Here is a 19,229-nt window from a genome sequence, read left to right as displayed (position 1 = left end):
CCCGCCGCCAAGGCGCGCAACGAGATACTGCGCGCTTCGCAACGCTTCGGCAGGGCGCTGTGGAAACGATGGAGTGGTTATCACATCCGAAGTCGCGTGGAGGCCAAAATGCTATGCCTCAAGGCATTCGGCGAACGCATCATGGCGAGGGACCCAGACAGACAAACCGCCGAAATCCACATCCGCATCGCTCTCATGAACCGATTCTCGGCCCTCGGCACCGCCGAGATCGTGTGTGATGGATGAATCCGCCGCGGAAAGGGGAAGCTCGTCCTCAAAACGAGTTGCGCAACAACGCCCGTTTGATGATAATTTGTTCCCTTTATGTTCTTCCGCAAGATGCGGAATGGAGAGGAGGACAGCAAACAGAAACACAAACGCCCCAGAGAAACACAGGTGGGGCAGAAAGAGGCAGACATGACCAAAACACCCCCAGAGTTTAACCCAGAAACGGCCCCGCCAAGGCTTGAGATTGATTGGGAAGCCTATCTGCCGTTCTTCGAGGATGAAGATATTTCGGAAGAGCATAAGCACGAGCTGATAGAGGCTCTATGGACCATCATGGTCAGCTTTGTTGATCTCGGTTTTGGCATTCACCCCATCCAGCAGGCCTGTGGAAAAGACGTGTCACTTGCTGAATTGCCCGCCTCTGATGTGTTAAACTGGGACAGAACCACCAAACATTTTGAACAAGCCGTAGCTCCGCAATCCGGCGGACCAGAGGAAAGGAGTCTTTGATGGAAGCAAAACAACAAGCAGTCATTTATTGCCGCGTCTCAAGCGTGGCGCAGTTGAAGAAGGGCGACGGTCTGGCCTCGCAAGAAAGCCGCTGCCGTGAATATGCCCGCTACAAGGGCTATGACATTCTTGAGATTTTCAATGACAACAAATCGGGTGGCGATGCTTCGCGTCCTGCCATGATGGCCCTGCTTGAATTCCTCTCGAGCCAGAAAGAAACCTGTGTTGTCATCATCGACGACATCAATCGTTTTGCGCGGGATGTTGTTGGCCACTGGCAACTGCGCGCCATGCTCGCTGAAGCAGGGGGCAAGCTGGAAAGCCCCTCCATCGAGTTTGGTGATGACAGCGATTCAATTCTGGTCGAGAACCTGCTGGCTTCGGTCTCACAGCATCAACGCCAGAAGAACGGCGAGCAGACCAAGAACCGTATGCGCGGTCGGGCGCTCACGGCTATTGGGTGTTCCGCGCTCCCATCGGCTATAAGTACGAACGCGTCTCGGGCCACGGCAACATGCTGGTACGCGACGAACCCATGGCCTCTATCATTCAAGAAGCGCTTGAGGGGTTTGCCACAGGCCGTTTTGAAACGCAGGCTGAAGTGAAGCGCTTCCTCGAATCCAAACCGATCTTCCCCAAGGATTTTCAAGACGGCACCATCCGATATGAGCGCGTGATACGGCTGCTGACCCGTATCCACTTCGCAGGCTATATCGAAATCCCTGAATGGGATGTCTCGCTGCGCAAGGGGCATCATGAAGGCCTGATTTCTCTTGAGACTCATGAATTGATTCAGCAACGGATCAAGGACGGGGCTAGAGCGCCCGCTCGCAAGGATATCAACGCAGATTTCCCTCTGCGGGGTTTTGTCTGCTGCGATGACTGCAATACGCTGCTGACGGCCTGCTGGTCCACCAGCAAGTCAGGTAAGAAACACCCGTATTATCTGTGCCATGCCAAGGGATGCCCCAGCTATCGCAAGTCGATCCGCCGCGATGTGCTGGAAGGAGAATTCGACACGCTTCTACATGATCTCACACCGTCTCAAAGCATGTTCGCGCTGGCCAAGAAGATGTTCAAGGATGCGTGGGGCCAGCGGTCCCATCAGATGGAGGCGGACAAACGTGTGATCCGTTCGGAACGCAGCAAACTGCAAAAACAAATCGACGGGTTGCTGGACCGCATCGTCGAAGCGGACAGCCCATCTATCATCACAGCCTATGAAAAACGGATTGAGAAAATGGAGCGTGAGAAGCTGATACTGGATGAAAAACTGTCAAAACAGCGCCCTAAGGCGCATACCTTTGAGCAATTGTTCGAACACGCCTGTGAATTCCTCTCAAGCCCTTGGAAGCTTTGGGAAAGCGGCGATCTGCTGGCGCGCAAAAAGGTGTTGAGATTGGCCTTTGCGGAGCGGATTTCGTATTCGCGCGCGGAAGGACTTCGAACACCAAAAACTACCTTACCATTCAAGGTGTTAGAGTGTCTTTATGGTCTAGAAAGTAAAATGGCGGAGAGACAGGGATTCGAACCCTGGAGACGGTCTCCCGCCTACACACTTTCCAGGCGTGCGCCTTCGACCACTCGGCCACCTCTCCGTTGAGGGGGCTTTTGAAGGATCGGCGGGGGAAATGCAAGAGCCGAAACTGCAAAAACTTCACTTCCCCCCGAAAACTTTTTCAGGGCTCCAAATGCAGGTAGACCCGGCGGTTCTGTTTGCCCTTTTTCTCAACCTTTCCAAGGCGGATGCGGCCGATTTCACCGGTGTGCCGGACATGGGTGCCGCCGCAGGGCTGCAGGTCGACCTGTTCGTCCGCAGTGCCGATCCGCACCAGCCGCACCTGACCTGCGCCACGCGGTGGCGACACCGACATGGTTTTGACCAGCTGCGGGTTGGCATCCAGTTCCGCGTCGGTGATCCAGTCCTCGGAAACCGCAAGGTCGCGGTCGATCAGCGCCTGCAGCTGGTCCTGCAGCGCCTGTTTATCGTCCGGCGCCTCGGGCATGTTGAAATCAAGCCGCCCCTTTTGCGCACCGATGGAACCACCGGTCACTTCCAGCGGAATGACAACAGACAGAAGGTGCAGCGCCGTGTGAACGCGCATGTGGCCGTAGCGGCGCTCCCAGTCGAGGGTTTGGGTCACCGTGGTTCCCACGGCAGGCAGGGTCTCGCCTTCATGCGGCAGCAGAATGACCGCGCCCTCTTCGCCCTTGACCGTGGTTGCAATGGAACATTGGCCATCCCCCCACAACAGCTGGCCGCTGTCACCGGGTTGGCCGCCGCCGGTGGCATAGAACAAGGTCCGGTCCAGAACGATCCCACCCTGATCGGAATGGGCCAGGACCTGTGCTTCGGTCATCCGTGCATAGGCGTCCTTGCGGAACAGCAGCTCACTTGTCGGCATCACCTTCTCCTCCTGCATCCTGCATATCGCCCAGATCCGGCTTCATCGGTGCCGCCGTGGGCTGCGGCGCCTGTTTGGCAGCTTCAGGTGTGCCGCTGGCCAGCGCCTCTGGATTGCGGATCCAGATATCGCGCTGTGCAAACGGGATCTCGATCCCTTCTTCCCCGAACCGGCGGGCGATTTCATAGTTCATGTCGGATTTCACCGACAGAACCCAGTTCACATCCCGCAGGATGGCGCGGATTTCGAAATCCAAGGAGTCGGCGCCAAAGCCCTGGAACACCACATAAGGCGCCGGGTTAAGCAGCACCATCGGATGCGCCTTGGCGATATCCAGCAGGATCGCTTCGATTTTGCGCGGGTCAGTGCCATAGGCAACACCCACCGGCACAATCACCCGGCCCACGGTATTGCCACGGGTATAGTTGGTGACGGTCCCGCTGATCAGGTCAGAGTTCGGCACAATGACGTCGGAGCGGTCGAAGGTCTCGATCCGGGTCGAGCGCACCGAGATATCGCGCACATAGCCCATCAGACCGCCGACCTCGATCCAGTCGCCCTTGGAGATCGGGCGTTCAATCAACAGGATGATGCCGGAAACAAAGTTCGACACGATGGTTTGCAGGCCGAAACCGATGCCCACCGACAGCGCACCGGCAACAATGGCCAGCGACGACAGGTTCAGCCCGGCAGTGGAGATGGCGATGACCGCAGACAGGAAGATACCAACATAGCCGAGGCCTGCGGTAATTGCGTTCTGACCACCTGGGTCAATCTTGGTCTTGGGCAGCAGCGAGTTGCGCAACGAGCCCTGCACCAGCCTGGTCAGCGTATAGCCGATGGCAAACACCACAGCAAAGCTGAGGAAGGCAGTGGGCGAAATGCGGGCATCGCCGATCTGGAAGCCTTCAAGGAACTTCGACCACAGCTCTGTCAGATCGGCGATCCGGGCCCCCCAGATCAGCGCCAGCATCGGTATCGCAAGCGCCACCAGTACAAAACCGATCAGCACGGAAAACAGCGAATCCCTGGCGGCAGAACCGGCGCCAGACAGCCAGCCATACACATCACCCAGAAAACGCTGGAACACCATCAGGGCCGCCAGCAGCGCGAGCGTCGACACCGCAGGGTAGATCAGCGCCTCGGCCGCATTCACATAGCCAAGCACCGCCAGAACGGGTGAAACGAACCCCAGCAGATAAGTGGCCCGGCGCACCAGTGTCATGAGGCGATTGGCGCCGACTGAGATGGCGCCGTCCTCCTCAGCAGTGGTACTGGTCTGTTTCTGCCGCTGCTTGACGCCAATCCGGTGCAGCCGCAGCAGCACCAATGCCGCCGCTGTGATCAACGGGAAACTGGCAACCGCATGGGCCTCGGCCGGGATGCTTTCGATCACGTCCAGCTGTCGGAGCGCATCCTGCAGCACCAGAATGACAGCCAGGATATCGACCATCAGCCGGGTTTCATTCAGGCGCCCTTCCTGAACCGGCACCAGATCGTTTTCGATCCGGCTGGAAAACAGCTGGTTGCCCAGCCAATGAAAAGACAGGATCAGCAGCGCCCACCCCGGCACATAGTCCAGCAAAAGGGTGCCCCGGATACCAAGGATGCCGGATAGCTCGACAGCAGCAGTCAGGCAAATGATGCCAATGAACGGCAGCACGACTTCAAGCAGCGAGACAACAAAACTCCAGACCCCGCGTCCGCTGCTGCCAAATCTGCGCAGATAATTGCCCGCCGCGCGCGCCCAGGACCGGCCACGCAAAATAAGAAGCGCAGCAATAGCCAGGAGGATCAGCAATACCGGCAGTTCGTGCCTGATACGTTCGGCCGTGGCCTGACTGGACAGCTTGTTGGCGGTTTCATTCCACAGCAGGCTGCCTGACCGGTTCAATGCGCGCAGAGCACCTGACCAGTTTTCCGGGTTCACCGGAGACGGACCGCGCTCCAGCAGAATCCGGGTCCGGCGCTCGCGAATGATTGTGTCGATTTCCGAGATCAGCCCGTCGGCACGGCTGTAAGCCTCTTCTGAAACGATGCGGGGAACCTTGAGATCGTTCAGCTGCTGTTCCAGCGAGGCACGCAGGTTCGCAATGTCTTCCGGCTCGCTTTCGCCGTCGCCCGGTGCAGGACCAAGGGCCGACAGCTGCCCTTCCAGCGTTATGATGCGGTCGCCGTTGCCGGTCCGCGCATCCAGAAAGTTCTGCCTGTAGGTGGTGAGTTCGACACGCAGCGTTTCCAGAGCGGCGCTGGAGGCGCGTTTGGCGTCAATGACCTCCTCGGCGCGGGCCGCGGTCTTGAGCCAGTCCTGATAGTAGGCCCGAGCGTCAGCGTTGAGCTGGGCAAGAGCAGGCAACGCGAGGCCGGCCACAAAGGCCAGCCCCAGCAAAACGGTCCGCAAAGCGGTCAGTATGGGTGTCATACGTCCTCAAAAACACCTGGGATCGACGCAGGTGTGTGGGTCATCCACTCTGGCACCGGCAGGTTCTTTTCACGCAGGAAATCAGGGTTGAAAAGTTTGGACTGGTAGCGGGTGCCATAGTCGCACAACACGGTCACAATGGTCTTGCCCGGGCCCATGTCCTTGGCCATCCGCACGGCACCGGCGATGTTGATCGCGCTGGAGCCGCCCAGCACCAGGCCTTCGTCATGCAGCAGGTCAAAGACATAAGGCACCGCCTCGGCATCCTGCACCTGATAGCTGAAGTCCGGGGTGAAGCCTTCGAGGTTCTTGGTGATCCGGCCCTGACCGATGCCTTCGGTGATGGAGCCGCCTTCGGAGGCCAGTTCGCCCGTGGTGTAGTAGGAAAACAGCGCCGCCCCCATCGGGTCGGCCAGCGCGATTTTCACCCCCTTGGGCTGCAGTGCCTCAGCCACACCGGCAAGGGTGCCGCCAGAGCCGACAGCGCAGACAAAACCGTCCACCTTGCCGCCGGTCTGTTCCCAGATTTCCGGGCCGGTGGTTTCCACATGGGACTGACGGTTGGCGACATTGTCGAACTGGTTGGCCCAGATGGCGCCATTGGGCTCGGTCTTGGCCAGTTTCTCCGCCAAACGCTGCGAATAGCGCACATAGTTGTTGGGGTTGCGGTATGGGGCCGCCGGAACCTGGACCAGCTGGGCGCCGGCCAGGCGCAGCATGTCCTTCTTTTCCTCGGACTGGGTTTCCGGGATCACAATCACCGTCTTGAACCCCATTGACGCGCCGACCAGCGCCAGGCCGATGCCGGTGTTGCCGGCCGTGCCTTCAACAATGGTGCCGCCCGGCTTCAGCGCGCCGCTGGCAATGGCATCCTTGATGATGTAAAGCGCGGCGCGATCCTTGACTGACTGGCCCGGGTTCATGAATTCCGCCTTGCCCAGGATCTCGCAGCCGGTCTCTTCGCTGACCCGGTTCAGGCGGATAAGAGGTGTTTGGCCGATGGCATCAGCCAGATCGCGTGCAATGCGCATGGTATCCCTTTCGATCGTTCCCCCAAGGTGTAGCCAAGCGATCCGGTGATCACAAGGCGGGAAGCGGGTCAGCTGCTGTCTTTGCGAATCCGTTCACGGTGCCGTGACAGCCACAGTGCCGCAGTGACCAGCGGCATGTCCTGATAGGTCTGCGCATCAATGCCCGCCATCAGCTCATCATAGCTGAGAATGCAGCTGCGGATATCTTCGCCTTCACCCGCAACGCCGCCACCGATGCCAACATCGGAAAGATCCGTTATGCCAATGAAAATATGTATATATTCCGCCAGGGCACCGCTGGACGGATAGCCGCGCGCCACAGTTTCCAGGCGCTGAATGGTGACGCCGGCCTCTTCGACCGCCTCGCGCCGGGCGGTTTCCTCTGCGGTTTCTCCGGGGTCGATCACACCGGCAACCGGTTCCCACATCCACGGATGCGCATCCCCCATGATGAACGGTGGTGCGCGGAATTGTTCCACCAGCAGCACCTGATCGCGGACAGGGTCGTAAGGCAGCACAACCGACGCATGCCCCGCCATAGCGGCAGACCGGTTCATCACCGGGCTCATACTGCCGTCAAACCGGCGGAACTGCAGATCCATCTCCTCCATTGCAAAGAAGTTCAGATGCGCCCGATTGTGACTATGGACAATCACATCTTTGGACAGATCGTGCACACCGTCCCCGGGCCGGGCCTGCCCTGCCAGCCATGCGGCGGCGCGGCGGCGCACGGAGGGAAAGCAACGGGCCACATCTTCCGCTGTCATCCGTCCGTGATAGGCCATCACCTCCTCAGCGGCGCGCAGGGACAGCGCCCCCCATTTGTCCGCCCAAGCGTTCAAGTCCCAAGGCTCGGCTGTCTGCCACAGGCCGGGTTCCGGAAAATAAACTTCGGCACCGGCTGCACTGCCATCCTCCAGCTGCACGGAAACCGGTTTCAGCGCATAGCCAAAGCCGCCTTCATAAAAATTCAGCGCGTCCAGATCTGTGGGTGACAAATTCTGTACCAGAACGCCATCCGCCGTGGCGCCCTGGCGCTCTTCGATCGCGGGAAACGGCTGCCCTGAAACCTGATACACACCGTGGCCGGGCAATTTGGCGGGCAGCACATTCAGCGCATCGCCGCTGCGGCCCAGAACCAGTTCAAGCAAAGGAACATGGCGCAGCGTGCCAAAGAAAAATAGATCAGCCACGGGATATAACCTGTTGTTAAGAAGTGTTTTAGCGCCAGCGGCGGGAGGCGTTTTCAGTGGCAAGGCCAGCAAGCACACCGCCAACGACCAGCGGCACCAGCACCGTCGGAACCGCGATAACAAAGAAATAGTCCAGCGCAATCACAAAAATCTGCGACAGCGCCTCAAACGGGCCATCGTAGCGGTGCCGCATGGCAAGCCGGAACATTTCCCAGGTGCCTTGGATGAACAAAGCCCACAGCACCATCACTGCCATCCCGGTCAGACCATTGTTGATGGCAGGAACCAAACCGCCGCCTGCCCGCCGCCCCATAAAGATCCAGCCGCACAGCAGCCCCAGCACCACGTTCACATGCACAAAGTAGCCAAAATCCGTGCCTTCAGGCATCTGTGGCATAACCAGAAAAGACACGATCAACGCCAGCAAGGCCAAGCACAATGCTGCAGTCAGTCGGGCTCCAGTGGGCATATTTTTCTATTTCCGTGGCGCAGTTCAATTACCGATGCGCAACTGTAATCTGCGTCACATCGCAATTTCCAGTCTTAAAGGCAGCTGCGCAGGAAGTGAGGTAAAAGTTCCACATCTTGTGAAATCGCTCATCAAATCCGAGCCCGGAAATCTGGTCCCAGCGGGCATTGAAGGTCTCGTGCCAGCGCCTGAGCGTCAGATCGTAGCTGCTGCCGAATTCGATAGATTTCACCACGCCCAGTCCGGCCCTTTCGACCTGCCCCCGCAACACAGAGGGGGACGGCAGCATGCCGCCGGGGAAGATATGCTTTTGGATGAAATCAACCCCTTTGCGGTAAATCTCCCAGCGCCGGTCGGCAACGGTGATGATTTGCAGCGTGGCCTTGCCGCCGGGTTTCAGCCGGTCACGAATGGCCCCAAAATATGTCGGCCAATATGCCTCTCCCACCGCCTCGAACATCTCAATCGAGGCGATGCCGTCGAACTGGCCGCGGCAGTCGCGGTAGTCCTGCAAGCACAGCTCTACCTGAGAAGACAATCCCGCGTTTTCAATGCGCTGACGGGCAAACCTTAACTGTTCCTTACTGATCGTAAGCCCCTTGACCTTCAGCCCCCGCTCTTTGGCGGCATATTCGGCAAAACCGCCCCAACCGCAGCCGATCTCCAGCACATGATCGCCGGGCTGCACCCCCATCTGATCCACCATGGAGGCATATTTCGCAGTTTGCGCTGCCTCCAGACTGTCCTGTCCGCTGCGAAACAGAGCACTGGAATAGGTCATCGTGTCATCCAGCCACAGGCGGTAGAAATCGTTGCCGAGGTCGTAATGATAGGAAATGTTCTTTTTGGCCTGGCGGCGATGGTTGCGGTGCAGCCAGAAGCGGAACCGTTCATAGGCGCGGGCCAGCCCCTGCCCCGGGAAACCGTCATAAACGGTTTCTGCACCCATATGCACCAGATCCATAAAGGCCTGCAGGTCAGTGGTGCTCCACCAGCCATCCAGATAGGCATCAGAAAAGCCCAGATCGCCCTCGCGGATCAGGCGCGCAAAACAGTCAGGGTGGTGGATGATCAGGTCGGCGGCAGGTCCTGGGTTCCTGCCCTTGGCTGTAAAGATGCGGCCGTCCGGCAGCTGTATATCCAGCTGCCCGATCTGCATGGCCTTGACCTTGGCAAACACTGCCGGGAAATAGCGCGGCAGGTTGTTTTGGCCCTCAACGGATGTGAGTTTCATTCGCTTCCCCCTCTGCGAGATACGGGCGTGGTATGCAAAACAGCTAGGCCGCAGGGGGCATTCAGGCAAGAAAACGGTACGTCAGCCGCTGTCACGGTATTTGCGATAGGCCGTGAGCGCACGCGCCCGCCCCGCCTGCAGGCTGATGACCGGTTCAGCCCGCGCAATGTCCGCTGACAGGTTCCAGGCGCGCGGCGCTGCATCGTGGAAATCCAGCGCGGTCTGCGGCGGGCAGCCCTGGCCTTCGGCAATCCAGCGGCGACTGTAGGCGCCTGACGGGTCGAATTTTTCCAACTGGGAAGACGGGTTGAAAATCCGGAAGAACGGCGCGGCATCGGGGCCGCAGCCCGCAACCCATTGCCAGCCCATGGCATTGGCCGCCGGGTCCCAGTCCACCAGCGTATCCGCGAACCAGTCCATTCCAATTTTCCAATGCGCCATCAGATGTTTGGTCAGGAAACTTGCGGTGACCATGCGGGCGCGGTTGTGCATCTTGCCGGTCACATACAGCTCTCGCATGGCGGCATCGACAAAGCCGTAGCCGGTCTGGCCGCGCTGCCACGCCTGAACCTGTGGCACAGCTTCCTGCGACCAAGGGAAGTCCTGCCACTCTGGCCGCCAGCTGCCGGTCAGGATGTGGGGTGAATGGTACATCAGATGATAGGCAAACTCGCGCCAGACGACCTCCTTGAGAAAGGTCTCGGCGCCTTGGTCGGCCTGTTCCATCGCCGCACGCCCCCGGTGCCACAACCGGTGCGGGCTGATTTCCCCCCAGGCGAGGTTTTCCGACAGGCCAGAGGTGGCGTCCTCCCCCGGAAAGTCGCGGCGGTCCTTGTAGGCCAAGACCTTGTCTGCCAGGAATTCGTCCAGCCGCGCCTGCGCCGCAGCCTCCCCCACGCGGCAATGGCGGGCCACAACTTCGGCGCCGCGGCGCATGGCAGCGCCCATGGTCCACGCAGCCAGATCATCACTGGCAGGCCATCTGTCCGGTGCGGCCAGTTTGTCCGGCGCGGGCAACAGGCCTTCTATGCTGCGCATACGCACGGATTTCCAGAACGGAGTAAAGACCTTGTACATGCCGCCGGTCTTGGTCTCGACGGTCCAGGGTTCAAACAGCAGCCGACCGCCATGCGATTGGACGGTTGTCCCCTGTGCCTTCAATTGCGCCTTGATGTCGGTATCGCGGCTGATGGCCTGCGGATCATAGAGGCGGGACCACTGCACGGCCCCTGCCCCGGTTTCCCCGATCAGATCCACAAGCACAGCAAGAGCCGGGCCACGGCGCAGGATCAGGCGGGAGCCGACCTGTTCAAGCACGCGCGCGAAATGCGACAGCCCCAATCCCAGCCGGAATTTGGGCGCCGCGCCCAGCGCCTCATCCTGCGGGTCCAGGATATAGACAGGAAGCACCGGCGCGCCGCTGTTCACAGCAGCCGTAAGAGCCGGATTATCTGCCAGACGAAGGTCCCGCCTGATCCACCAGATGACCGGGGCACGGCTGTTCATGTCATTTCCTTGCGCAGTTTCTGCTATAGCACCCGGTCCAAGACCTCGATCAGTTTGGCCATTTCCGCCTCTGACGTGTAGTGGGTGAAACTGATACGCAGCACGCCCTCGCTTGGATCAATGCCCAGCGCCTCCAGCGCACGCACCGCGTAGAAATCACCACCGCCAGCCATGATGCCATGCTCTGCCATCTGCGCCGCCACCGGTTCAGCTGCGCGGTTGAGGGCCAAGGCAACAGTCGGCGCGCGGTTTTCGGCAATCGACGGCCCCAGCAGGCGCAGATCATTGCGATCCGTCACCGCGTCCAGCAGCGGCTGCAGCAGCTTGATCTCATGCGCGCGCATCAGATCGTGGACAAAGGCACCGGTTTGCGCGGCAGTGCCGCCGCTGTGGCCGTGGTGCGCTGCCAGCGTCTCGACGTAGTCAACCATGCCTGCACAGGCGGCGACCTGGGCGTGGTCGGGACCTGCCGGGGTGAAGCGTTTATAGAGATCACTAGCGTTGAAGTAATGCGCCTGGTTCGGCAGCAGCTCGCCCAGCGCCCGGCGGATCACCATGACGCCCTGATGCGGCCCATAGGTCTTGTAGGAAGAAAACAGGTAGATATCGGCGCCCAACTCATCCACGTTGGGCAGCCCGTGCGGCGCATAAGAAACGCCGTCGACGCAGACAAAAGCACCGGCAGCATGCGCCAGCGCGGTGATCTCTGCGACCGGGTTGATCTCCCCCACCACATTGGAGCAATGCGGAAAACAGAGCAGACGGACATTTTCGTCCAGCAGGTTCTCTAGCTGCGCCGTGTCCAGATGGCCGGTCTGCGGGTCGATCTGCCATTCACGGATTTCGATCCCCTCTTCGGCCAGCCGTCGCCAGGGGCCGGTGTTGGCCTCGTGGTCCTGGTTGGTGACGATGATCGCCTCTCCGGGTTTCATCATTCTGCGGAAAGCCTGGGCCAGAACATAGGTGTTCTGGGTGGTGGAGGGGCCAAAGCTCAGCTCATCCGTGGCAACCCCCATCAGCGCAGCCAGACGCGCACGGGCTTCGTCCATTTCCGCGCCACCCAGACGGGAGGCCTCATATGGCGCATAAGGCTGCACCTTGCGCTGGGTGTAAAACCGGGTCAGCCGGTCTATCACTTGGTGGCAGGTATAGGACCCGCCGGCATTTTCAAAGAACGCCTGCCCCTCCAGGCTGGGTTCTGCAAAGGCAGGAAACTGTGCCCGGACGAAATCGATATCCAAAACACTCATCGCGTATCTCCTCAATCCCTGCGGTTCAGGGGCGGACCGGCCCATGCCAGGGATCGCCCCCAACATGGCAGGTCTTCCAGCCAAGCCGCGTTCCTGCACAAGGATTGAGGGATCGCAGGCAGCCCCGCAAGACGCAAACAGCCTGACCAGAGGCAAAAGCCGCAACGTACCGACAACAGTGCGGCCAGGCGCCCAGCCTGATGACGGAAACTGTCATGAGCTTACGGCAGTCTGGCAGCATCACATCAAGGAGGATGAGACATGGGATTTACCCCAAAGGATTTTCTGGTCTGGGCCGAGTTGCCTGTCACCGATCTGGATGCAGCTATCCGCTTTTACAGCCAGGTGACCGGCGCCAATCTGAGCATCGACAACAGCGGCCCGAACCCGATTGCAATGTTCAAACCGGCAGATGAGGCCACCGGCATTGCCTTGCATCTTTATCCAGGCAAACCTGCCGGCGACGGCCGCGGCCCAACTTTGCATCTGACCGCTGAAGGTGAACTGGAAGATATCATGGCGCGGGTCGCAGATGCCGGAGGCAAGGTGATGTCGGAGACCATCCAGATCCCGCCCGGTCGGTTCTTCTATGCCTGCGATCCGGATGGCAACTCATTGAGCTTCTTCAAATTCAATGAGTGACCCAGACAGGCCCCGTATGATCGGTGCCTGGGTAAATCGGGGCCTGTGCGACAGGGGCCTGAGTGATCGGAGCCTGTGTGGTCGGAGCCTGTGTGGTCGGCTTTCGGGCCGTCTGTTTTCAGGCCGTCTGACTGTCAGGCGTTGACGTCCACCACGACACGCCCCTTGACCTGCCCCTTGAGGATTTCCGCCCCCAGATGCGGCAGATCGCTCAGGGTGGCAGGCCGGACCATCGCCTCCAGCTTGGCCATTGGCAGATCATTGGCGATCCGCTGCCAGGCGCGAACGCGATTGTCATAAGGCTGCATCACGGAATCGATGCCTAGCAGGTTCACACCGCGCAAAAGGAACGGGATCACGGTGGCAGGCAACGCCGCGCCGCCCGCCAGTCCGACAGCGGCAACCGAGGCACCGTATTTCATCTGCCCCAGCACCCGCGCAAGCATGGCGCCACCAACGGCATCGACACATCCGGCCCAGGATTCGCTTTCCAGCGGGCGCTTGGTGGTTTCATTGATGTCTTCGCGGGCAACAATCTGGGTTGCCCCCAGGGACGTCAGATAGTCCGCGGTTTCCGGACGCCCGGTCACACCGGCAACCTCATACCCCAGATTGGCCAGGATCGCGGTGGCAACAGAGCCGACGCCACCCGCGGCCCCGGTCACCAGCACCGGGCCCTGACCGGGCTCCAGCCCGTGGTCCTCCAGTGCCATAACCGCCAGCATGGCCGTGAACCCCGCCGTGCCCACAGCCATTGCCTGGCGGCTGTCCAGCCCCTCCGGCAGCGGCACCAGCCAGTCGGCGCGCACATTGGCCTTCTGGGCATAACCGCCCCAATGGGCCTCCCCCACACGCCAGCCTGTCAGCACCACCTTGTCGCCCGGACTGTAGCGCGCGTCGGAGGACGCCTCGACGGTGCCGGCCAGATCGATGCCCGGCACATGCGGATATTTGCGCACCAGCCCGCCGCCCGGCCCGATGCACAGACCGTCCTTGTAATTCACAGTGGAATATTCGACCGCAACGGTCACTTCCCCCTCGGGCAGCTGATCCAGGCTGATCTGCTCCACCACCGCAGAGGTCTTGCCGCTGTCTTCGTCCTTGTTCACCACCAGTGCATTGAACATTGTGCCATCCTTTTCTGTACTGCGGCCCAGATCCCATTTTCTTCTGGCCCCAAATATCCCGGGGGAGCCGCGGCCTGCCGCGGCGGGGGCAGCGCCCCCTTCCGGTCACGTCCTATCAGCGCCAGAATTTCTCCTGAACCGTTGCAGGCCGCATGCCTGCCGGGGTCTCGGCTTCCAGCACGGTGCCGGGCGCCCAATGGGAGCGGTCCACCATGCCAATTGCCACATTCAGCCCGAACTCAGGCGAGAAGACAGCCGAGCCGATCTCACCAACCCGGCGCCCATCTGCATAAAGCGGCCAGGCATCCAGGCACGGCGGGATCTCTGCGCCGATCACCAGCGGCCGGATCTGGCGGGCCGGTCCATTTGCCGCCTGTTCTGCCAGCGCTGCCTTGCCGATGTAATCCTCGGGCGAATTGCAGAACCGGCCCAATCCACATTCATACGGCGTATTTTCGCGGGTCATATCGTTGCCATAGCTCAGCAATCCGCTTTCAACGCGCTCAATCGCATTGGGGCAGCCTGCCCGCACATGCAGGTCTTCGCCCGCGGCAAACAGCGTCTCCCACAAGGGCATACCCAGCCCGGAACCTTCGACATAGATCTCAAACCCGCCCTGCTTGGACCAGCCGGACCGGGCCACAACCAGATCCGCGCCCTGAAACTCCAGCCGTTTGTAGCGGAAAAAGCGGATGTCCCGGACCGCGTCGCCAAAAACCCGGGCCATCAGCTCATCTGCCTTGGGCCCCTGCACCGCCAGCGGCGACACGTCGGGTTCTGTGATTTCCACATCAAACCCTTTGGCGATGGCAAGGCCCAGCGCGAATTGAAGCAAGTCACCGTCTGCCAGCGACAGCCAGTAGTGATCCGCTGCCAGTTTCACCGCCACCGGATCGTTCAGCATGCCGCCATTATGATCGACAGTTGGCACATAGTAGCACTGATCATCAGCCATCCTGTCCATATCGCGCGGGCTGATCAGCTTCATCAGCCGCAGCGCATCCGGTCCCTTGATGCTGACCTGGCGCTCGCAGGAAACATCCCAGACCTGCACATGCTGCTTCAGATGGGCACAGTCGTTTTCCACGCTGTCAAACACAGTGGCCAAAAGCATGTGATTATAAACCGTGTAGCCTTTGACACCGGCGGCTTCGACACCGGGGGTAAAGGGCGTGCGCCGAATGCGCCGGGAAGGGAAGATGCTTGCCATGCTCAAGTCTCCGTTTGAGCGTTTCAGTGATTTGGCTGCATACGGCAGAATAGCTGCCGCAAAGATCTGATTGCAGCGGTCTCAGGCATTGCCCTCCCCCGACTCAGGTCTTAGATATTAAATGTCAGACTTTTAAATGTCAGACAAATGATTTCTTGCCGGCGGCGTTCCGGCGCAGTCACGTGACAGGACCCCGGGTATGAAAATTGACCCCAACAGCTCTGCCGACCTGTCGGTACAGATAGCCCAGGCCATCAAGGAAGCCATCATCTCTGGCAGATTGATCGTGGATGAGAGGTTGCCGTCTGAAGTGGAGCTGTCGGACCACTTCCAAGTCTCCCGCCCAACCGTGCGCGAGGCGCTGAAGAGGCTGGCAGCGCAATCGCTGATCCGCACCCAGCGCGGAGCATCCGGAGGCGCCTTTGTAAACCGGTTGAGCTTTGAGGATGCCTATGCGCAGCAGGTCACAACGTCGACGCTTCTCCTGAGCATGAACGCGGTGAGCTTTGATACGGCTTGCGAGGCGCGCTATGCACTGGAGCGTGCCTGCGCGCCGCTGTCAGCACAACGCCGCAGCGCCGATCATCTGGCAACAATGCGGGCAGAGACGTTCCGCCAGGGGCAGCCGGGGCTGACAGATGAGGCGTTCTGCGCTTCTGATGTTGCCTTTCACCGGGCGCTGGTGGACGGGGCCGGCAACCCGGTCCTGTCTTATCAACTGGCAGGCGCGGTGGAGGCGATGCAGCCGCTGATGAACATGATCACCTTCACCGCCCGCGACCGCGCAGTGATCACCGGCCTGCATTCAAGGATCGCTGATGACATCGAAGCCGGCGACGGCAGCGCAGCTGTTGCAGGCCTCCAGGACCTGGAGGATGAAACCCGCAAGCTGGCGGCCGACGTCTTTGCAGCACGGGCAAAGCGGTAAAGGCTTGCCAGCCGCAAACCGGGCGCAAACCGTACTGTTCCGTAACAAGGCCCCACTGCGCAAGCTGGTATGGCAGCGCCCTTTTCCCTCCCGGAAAAACAGCCGGAATCCTCGCAAGATTTCGGTTTCCCCTTTGCAACCGGAATGAAGCGGATTATATAGCCCCTGTTCCCTTGTGGAACTATGGACATAAACGCGCTCGTAATAAGCGGATCGGACCCGGGGGCGGTACCCGGCGTCTCCACCAAACCCGTTCATTTGGCGGCAATGGGGACGAAATAGGATCGACGGACGTCTAAAGGGGTTAGCTTTGTCTCGGCTGTCTGCCACCGTTACCGGCGAAACTTGTACAATTGCAAATGACAATCGTGCTCCGGCAATGGCTCTGGCTGCGTAAGCAGTTCGGGTCGCCGAAACTAAGTCCTTGTGCCTAGCAGCGTAAGGCGGGGTTCGCAGGTACCTGGCAACAGAAACCTGCACTTTACCTTTTCGCTGACATTATGCTTGCTGGACGCAGCCGAACGGGTGCCCATCGTCAGCCAGGCACGGCCGCTCAAAGGGGAAACATGATGAAGACCACCGACACATCAAAAGCCTCTCCGGGCCAGTCACCTCCGGCAGGCAGTGCAGCTGAACCCGCTGCGTGCGTCGCCCCGTGTATGGCCGCCCCATTTGACCCGGACACCACTGCCGGAATGCCGCTGGCACATCTGCTGCATTTCATGTTCCAAGAGATCTGGTGCAGGGGCAACCTGGGGGCCGTATCCAAGGTGATGACCGCAGAAACGATCGTCTCCGGAGCGGTGTCGGCGCTGGCCGGCCCGGATTGCGACTACGGCGAGGTGGTCGACACGCTGCGCAGCCTCGTGGGACCAATGAAAGTTCGCTTCACCCATGCAATGGAAACCCGCGACTGGATATCCGTGCGCCTACTGATAGACACCAGTAGTCCAAAGGGCGGAACAGCCTTTCACATCACCGGGCAAATCATGGCAAGGGTGGAAAACGGCAAGATTGCCGAACTGCATTCCAATATGGATTACTTCCAACTGTTCGAACAGCTTGGCCAACTGCCGGCTGAGGCTTTGGCCATCTGCATGACCGGGGAACGGTTGGGATGACATCCGCCTTTCGATGCGTGACAGGTGCTGCGCAAACGCGCCTGTAAGACGCCATGGGGAGAGACGCGAACGCCCCGCAAAGCGACAGCCCAAGGATCACATGTTGCCCCTGCCCGCGAGCGGCGCCCCCTGTGGGTAACCCGCCACAGGCCGAAAATTGACCGGATCGCGTGCCGCTGGCTGATCCGCCCCTTGGTCGATGCAAAAGCATGGCGCCTGTTTGCCCCCCTCGGACACTGCAAGCGTTGCTGAAGGGGGCGTTGCCACGCTGATTGACGTCGGGCCCCTGCTCTGGCCGCACCGCGGCGGGCATGGCATCTTTGGCATCATGCAGGTTGACTTAAACCACAGAACAGCGGCGCTTGACAGTCTGGCCCGGGCCGTGCGAGGCGCCGACACAATCCGGCATGATCCGGCTGGCCAAGACAGCGGGGACGTCTCGCACTCCCGGTTGGTCTGTCGCGCCGGTTCAAGGATGACCATCAACGGCTTGAGGCAGGCATGACATCATATGACGCGCTTTACCGCTGGGACCATGATGGCCACGGCAGGTGCCACGACCAGTCTGCGGAGCGCACATCATGACCCCCCCGAACTGGACCGAGATGTTCCGTGTCTTCGGACGCATTGGCGTGCTGAGTTTCGGCGGCCCCGCCGCGCAAATTGCGGTTATGCACAAGGAACTGGTCGAGGATCGCCCCTGGCTGAGTGACGAAAGTTTCCTGCGCGGCCTCTCCTTCTGCATGCTCCTGCCCGGGCCAGAGGCGATGCAGCTGGCGACCTATACCGGCTGGCGGATGCGTGGCACCGCTGGCGGGCTTCTGGCCGGCCTGCTGTTTGTACTGCCTGGTGCCGCGGTGATTGTTGCGCTGGTCTGGCTTTATGCACAATACGGCACGTTGCCCGCAGTCCAGTCGGCCTTTCTCGGGGTGAAAGCGGCCGTGGTTGTCATCATCCTGCAAGCCCTGCGGCGGCTTGCAGGCAAGGCGTTGAAGCACCCGCTTGACTGGGGCCTGGCCGGCGGCGGATTTGCGGCGCTTTTCCTGCTGAACCTGCCGTTTCCGCTGGTGGTGCTGGCCGCGGCCTGCATTGGCCTGATGCGCAAGGATGCCAGTGCTGCCGCAGCGGCCCACAGCCCGGCTGTGCACAATGGCAGCACATTGCGCACAATCATGGTCTGGGGCGCCTTGTGGCTGCTGCCATTGATTGCCCTAAGCCTTTTTGGCGCAGCGTTCCTGGCAGACATTGGCTGGTTTTTCTCCAAGCTGGCAGTGGTGACCTTTGGCGGCGCCTATGCCGTGCTGGCGTATATCAGCCAGACCGTTGTCACTCAATTCGGCTGGATCAGCGCAGGCCAAATGATCGATGCGCTGGGTCTGGCGGAAACCACACCGGGGCCGCTGATTCTGGTCACCCAGTTCGTCGCCATGTTGTCTGGATTGCAGGAGGGTGGATTCGGGCTGTTCTTCGCAGCGGGCGCGGTGGCGCTTTGGGCCACTTTCATGCCCTGCTTCCTGTGGATCTTCGCCGCCGCGCCCTATGTGGAGCGCATTGCAACACATCCGCGCCTCGGCATGGCGCTGAAAGCAGTCACCGCCACTGTCGCCGGTGTGATATTGAACCTGTCGGTGTGGTTCCTGATGCATGTGGCTTTTGCAGACACAAAGCTCTTCGAGGCTGGCCTCCTGCAGGTTCCCACTCCGGTCTGGAGCAGCATGAACACACCGGCTGTGCTGCTGGTTCTGCTGGCGCCGCTGGCTGCCTGGGCAGTGCGTGGTAATATGCTGTTCCTGCTAGCAGTGATGGCAGCGGCAGGTCTTGCCATAGCTGAATTCCCGTTTGCAATCAGCTGACTGCGCCGCATCGCCTACCTGCCGAGACACAAAATTTTATTGCACTGTCATCAAGGCTGCTCTTTTGTTTCCAGCAGAATCTCCTATGCTGAATAGCAAA

At 60.2% G+C, this 19,229-nt stretch carries 17 protein-coding genes, 1 tRNA gene, 1 other RNA gene and 1 pseudogene; 9 read left to right on the top strand and 11 right to left on the bottom strand.

Going from position 1 to position 19,229, the window contains the following annotated elements; genetic code table 11:
• The 3 genes and pseudogenes from ACP151_RS17820 to ACP151_RS17810 form a co-directional block, all read left to right on the top strand.
• Positions 1–246, top strand: a pseudogene (locus tag ACP151_RS17820) (IS5/IS1182 family transposase); the annotation flags it as partial.
• Between the two features lie 171 nt (positions 247–417).
• A complete protein-coding gene (locus ACP151_RS17815; RefSeq protein WP_424980244.1) occupies positions 418–738 on the top strand; it encodes a hypothetical protein in 321 nt (106 codons plus the stop codon).
• Positions 738–1,343, top strand: a complete 606-nt coding sequence (locus ACP151_RS17810; RefSeq protein WP_424980243.1) for a recombinase family protein — start codon at positions 738–740, stop codon at positions 1,341–1,343. Before ACP151_RS17815 ends, ACP151_RS17810 begins: the two co-directional genes overlap by 1 nt.
• Before the next feature lie 903 nt (positions 1,344–2,246).
• On the opposite strand, the gene ACP151_RS17805 is transcribed toward ACP151_RS17810, so the two are convergent.
• The 9 genes from ACP151_RS17805 to ACP151_RS17765 all read right to left on the bottom strand — a co-directional run bounded on the left by ACP151_RS17805 (position 2,247) and on the right by ACP151_RS17765 (position 12,248).
• Positions 2,247–2,336: transfer RNA gene (locus ACP151_RS17805), tRNA-Ser, on the bottom strand.
• Between the two features lie 81 nt (positions 2,337–2,417).
• Complete coding sequence (locus ACP151_RS17800) at positions 2,418–3,143, bottom strand: alanyl-tRNA editing protein (RefSeq protein ID WP_424980242.1); 726 nt, start codon at positions 3,141–3,143, stop codon at positions 2,418–2,420.
• Positions 3,130–5,565 (bottom strand): DUF3772 domain-containing protein, encoded by a 2,436-nt coding sequence (locus ACP151_RS17795; RefSeq protein ID WP_424980241.1) that lies wholly within the window; start codon positions 5,563–5,565, stop codon positions 3,130–3,132. Before ACP151_RS17795 ends, ACP151_RS17800 begins: the two co-directional genes overlap by 14 nt.
• Positions 5,562–6,596: a cysteine synthase A gene (locus ACP151_RS17790; protein WP_424980240.1), complete on the bottom strand. Its 1,035-nt coding sequence runs from the start codon at positions 6,594–6,596 to the stop codon at positions 5,562–5,564. The genes ACP151_RS17795 and ACP151_RS17790 overlap by 4 nt, the downstream gene beginning before the upstream one ends.
• Before the next feature lie 68 nt (positions 6,597–6,664).
• Positions 6,665–7,789 (bottom strand): NUDIX domain-containing protein, encoded by a 1,125-nt coding sequence (locus ACP151_RS17785; protein WP_424980239.1) that lies wholly within the window; start codon positions 7,787–7,789, stop codon positions 6,665–6,667.
• Between the two features lie 28 nt (positions 7,790–7,817).
• Positions 7,818–8,258, bottom strand: coding sequence for a TrgA family protein (locus ACP151_RS17780; protein ID WP_424980238.1), 441 nt, complete (start codon positions 8,256–8,258; stop codon positions 7,818–7,820).
• Between the two features lie 28 nt (positions 8,259–8,286).
• Positions 8,287–9,492: a class I SAM-dependent methyltransferase gene (locus ACP151_RS17775; RefSeq protein WP_424980237.1), complete on the bottom strand. Its 1,206-nt coding sequence runs from the start codon at positions 9,490–9,492 to the stop codon at positions 8,287–8,289.
• A gap of 81 nt (positions 9,493–9,573) precedes the next feature.
• The gene (locus ACP151_RS17770; protein ID WP_424980236.1) at positions 9,574–10,998 is read right to left on the bottom strand and encodes a cryptochrome/photolyase family protein; all 1,425 of its coding nucleotides are present in this window, start codon (positions 10,996–10,998) and stop codon (positions 9,574–9,576) included.
• Between the two features lie 23 nt (positions 10,999–11,021).
• Positions 11,022–12,248 carry an aminotransferase class V-fold PLP-dependent enzyme gene (locus tag ACP151_RS17765; RefSeq protein WP_424980235.1) on the bottom strand — a complete coding sequence of 409 codons (1,227 nt, stop codon included), beginning with the start codon at positions 12,246–12,248 and terminating at the stop codon, positions 11,022–11,024.
• Positions 12,249–12,509: 261 nt separating this feature from the next.
• On the opposite strand from ACP151_RS17765, the gene ACP151_RS17760 reads away from it, so the two are divergent.
• On the top strand, positions 12,510–12,890 hold the full coding sequence (locus ACP151_RS17760; protein ID WP_424980234.1) for a VOC family protein: 381 nt from the start codon (positions 12,510–12,512) through the stop codon (positions 12,888–12,890).
• Positions 12,891–13,024: 134 nt separating this feature from the next.
• Here ACP151_RS17760 and acuI read toward each other — a convergent pair whose 3' ends face one another.
• Both acuI and ACP151_RS17750 read right to left on the bottom strand, forming a co-directional pair.
• Positions 13,025–14,017, bottom strand: coding sequence for an acryloyl-CoA reductase (acuI, locus tag ACP151_RS17755; RefSeq protein ID WP_424980233.1), 993 nt, complete (start codon positions 14,015–14,017; stop codon positions 13,025–13,027).
• 115 nt (positions 14,018–14,132) lie between these two features.
• Positions 14,133–15,227 (bottom strand): dimethylsulfoniopropionate demethylase, encoded by a 1,095-nt coding sequence (locus ACP151_RS17750; RefSeq protein WP_424980232.1) that lies wholly within the window; start codon positions 15,225–15,227, stop codon positions 14,133–14,135.
• 199 nt (positions 15,228–15,426) lie between these two features.
• Here ACP151_RS17750 and ACP151_RS17745 point away from each other — a divergent pair, with 199 nt between their 5' ends.
• The 5 genes from ACP151_RS17745 (at position 15,427) to chrA (ending at position 19,129) form a co-directional block, all read left to right on the top strand.
• Entirely contained in the window at positions 15,427–16,155 is a 729-nt protein-coding gene (locus ACP151_RS17745; protein WP_424980231.1) for a FadR/GntR family transcriptional regulator, read from the top strand.
• Between the two features lie 128 nt (positions 16,156–16,283).
• Positions 16,284–16,636: a transfer-messenger RNA gene (gene ssrA, locus ACP151_RS17740) on the top strand.
• 178 nt (positions 16,637–16,814) lie between these two features.
• Complete coding sequence (locus ACP151_RS17735; RefSeq protein ID WP_424980230.1) at positions 16,815–17,276, top strand: nuclear transport factor 2 family protein; 462 nt, start codon at positions 16,815–16,817, stop codon at positions 17,274–17,276.
• Between the two features lie 24 nt (positions 17,277–17,300).
• Complete coding sequence (locus ACP151_RS17730) at positions 17,301–17,528, top strand: chromate resistance protein ChrB domain-containing protein (RefSeq protein WP_424980229.1); 228 nt, start codon at positions 17,301–17,303, stop codon at positions 17,526–17,528.
• A gap of 329 nt (positions 17,529–17,857) precedes the next feature.
• Positions 17,858–19,129, top strand: coding sequence for a chromate efflux transporter (gene chrA, locus ACP151_RS17725; protein WP_424980228.1), 1,272 nt, complete (start codon positions 17,858–17,860; stop codon positions 19,127–19,129).
• The last annotated feature ends 100 nt before the right edge of the window (positions 19,130–19,229 follow it).

Source organism: Leisingera sp. S232, assembly GCF_049800895.1.
GTDB lineage: Bacteria > Pseudomonadota > Alphaproteobacteria > Rhodobacterales > Rhodobacteraceae > Leisingera.
This window is presented reverse-complemented; position numbering and strand designations above follow the sequence as displayed.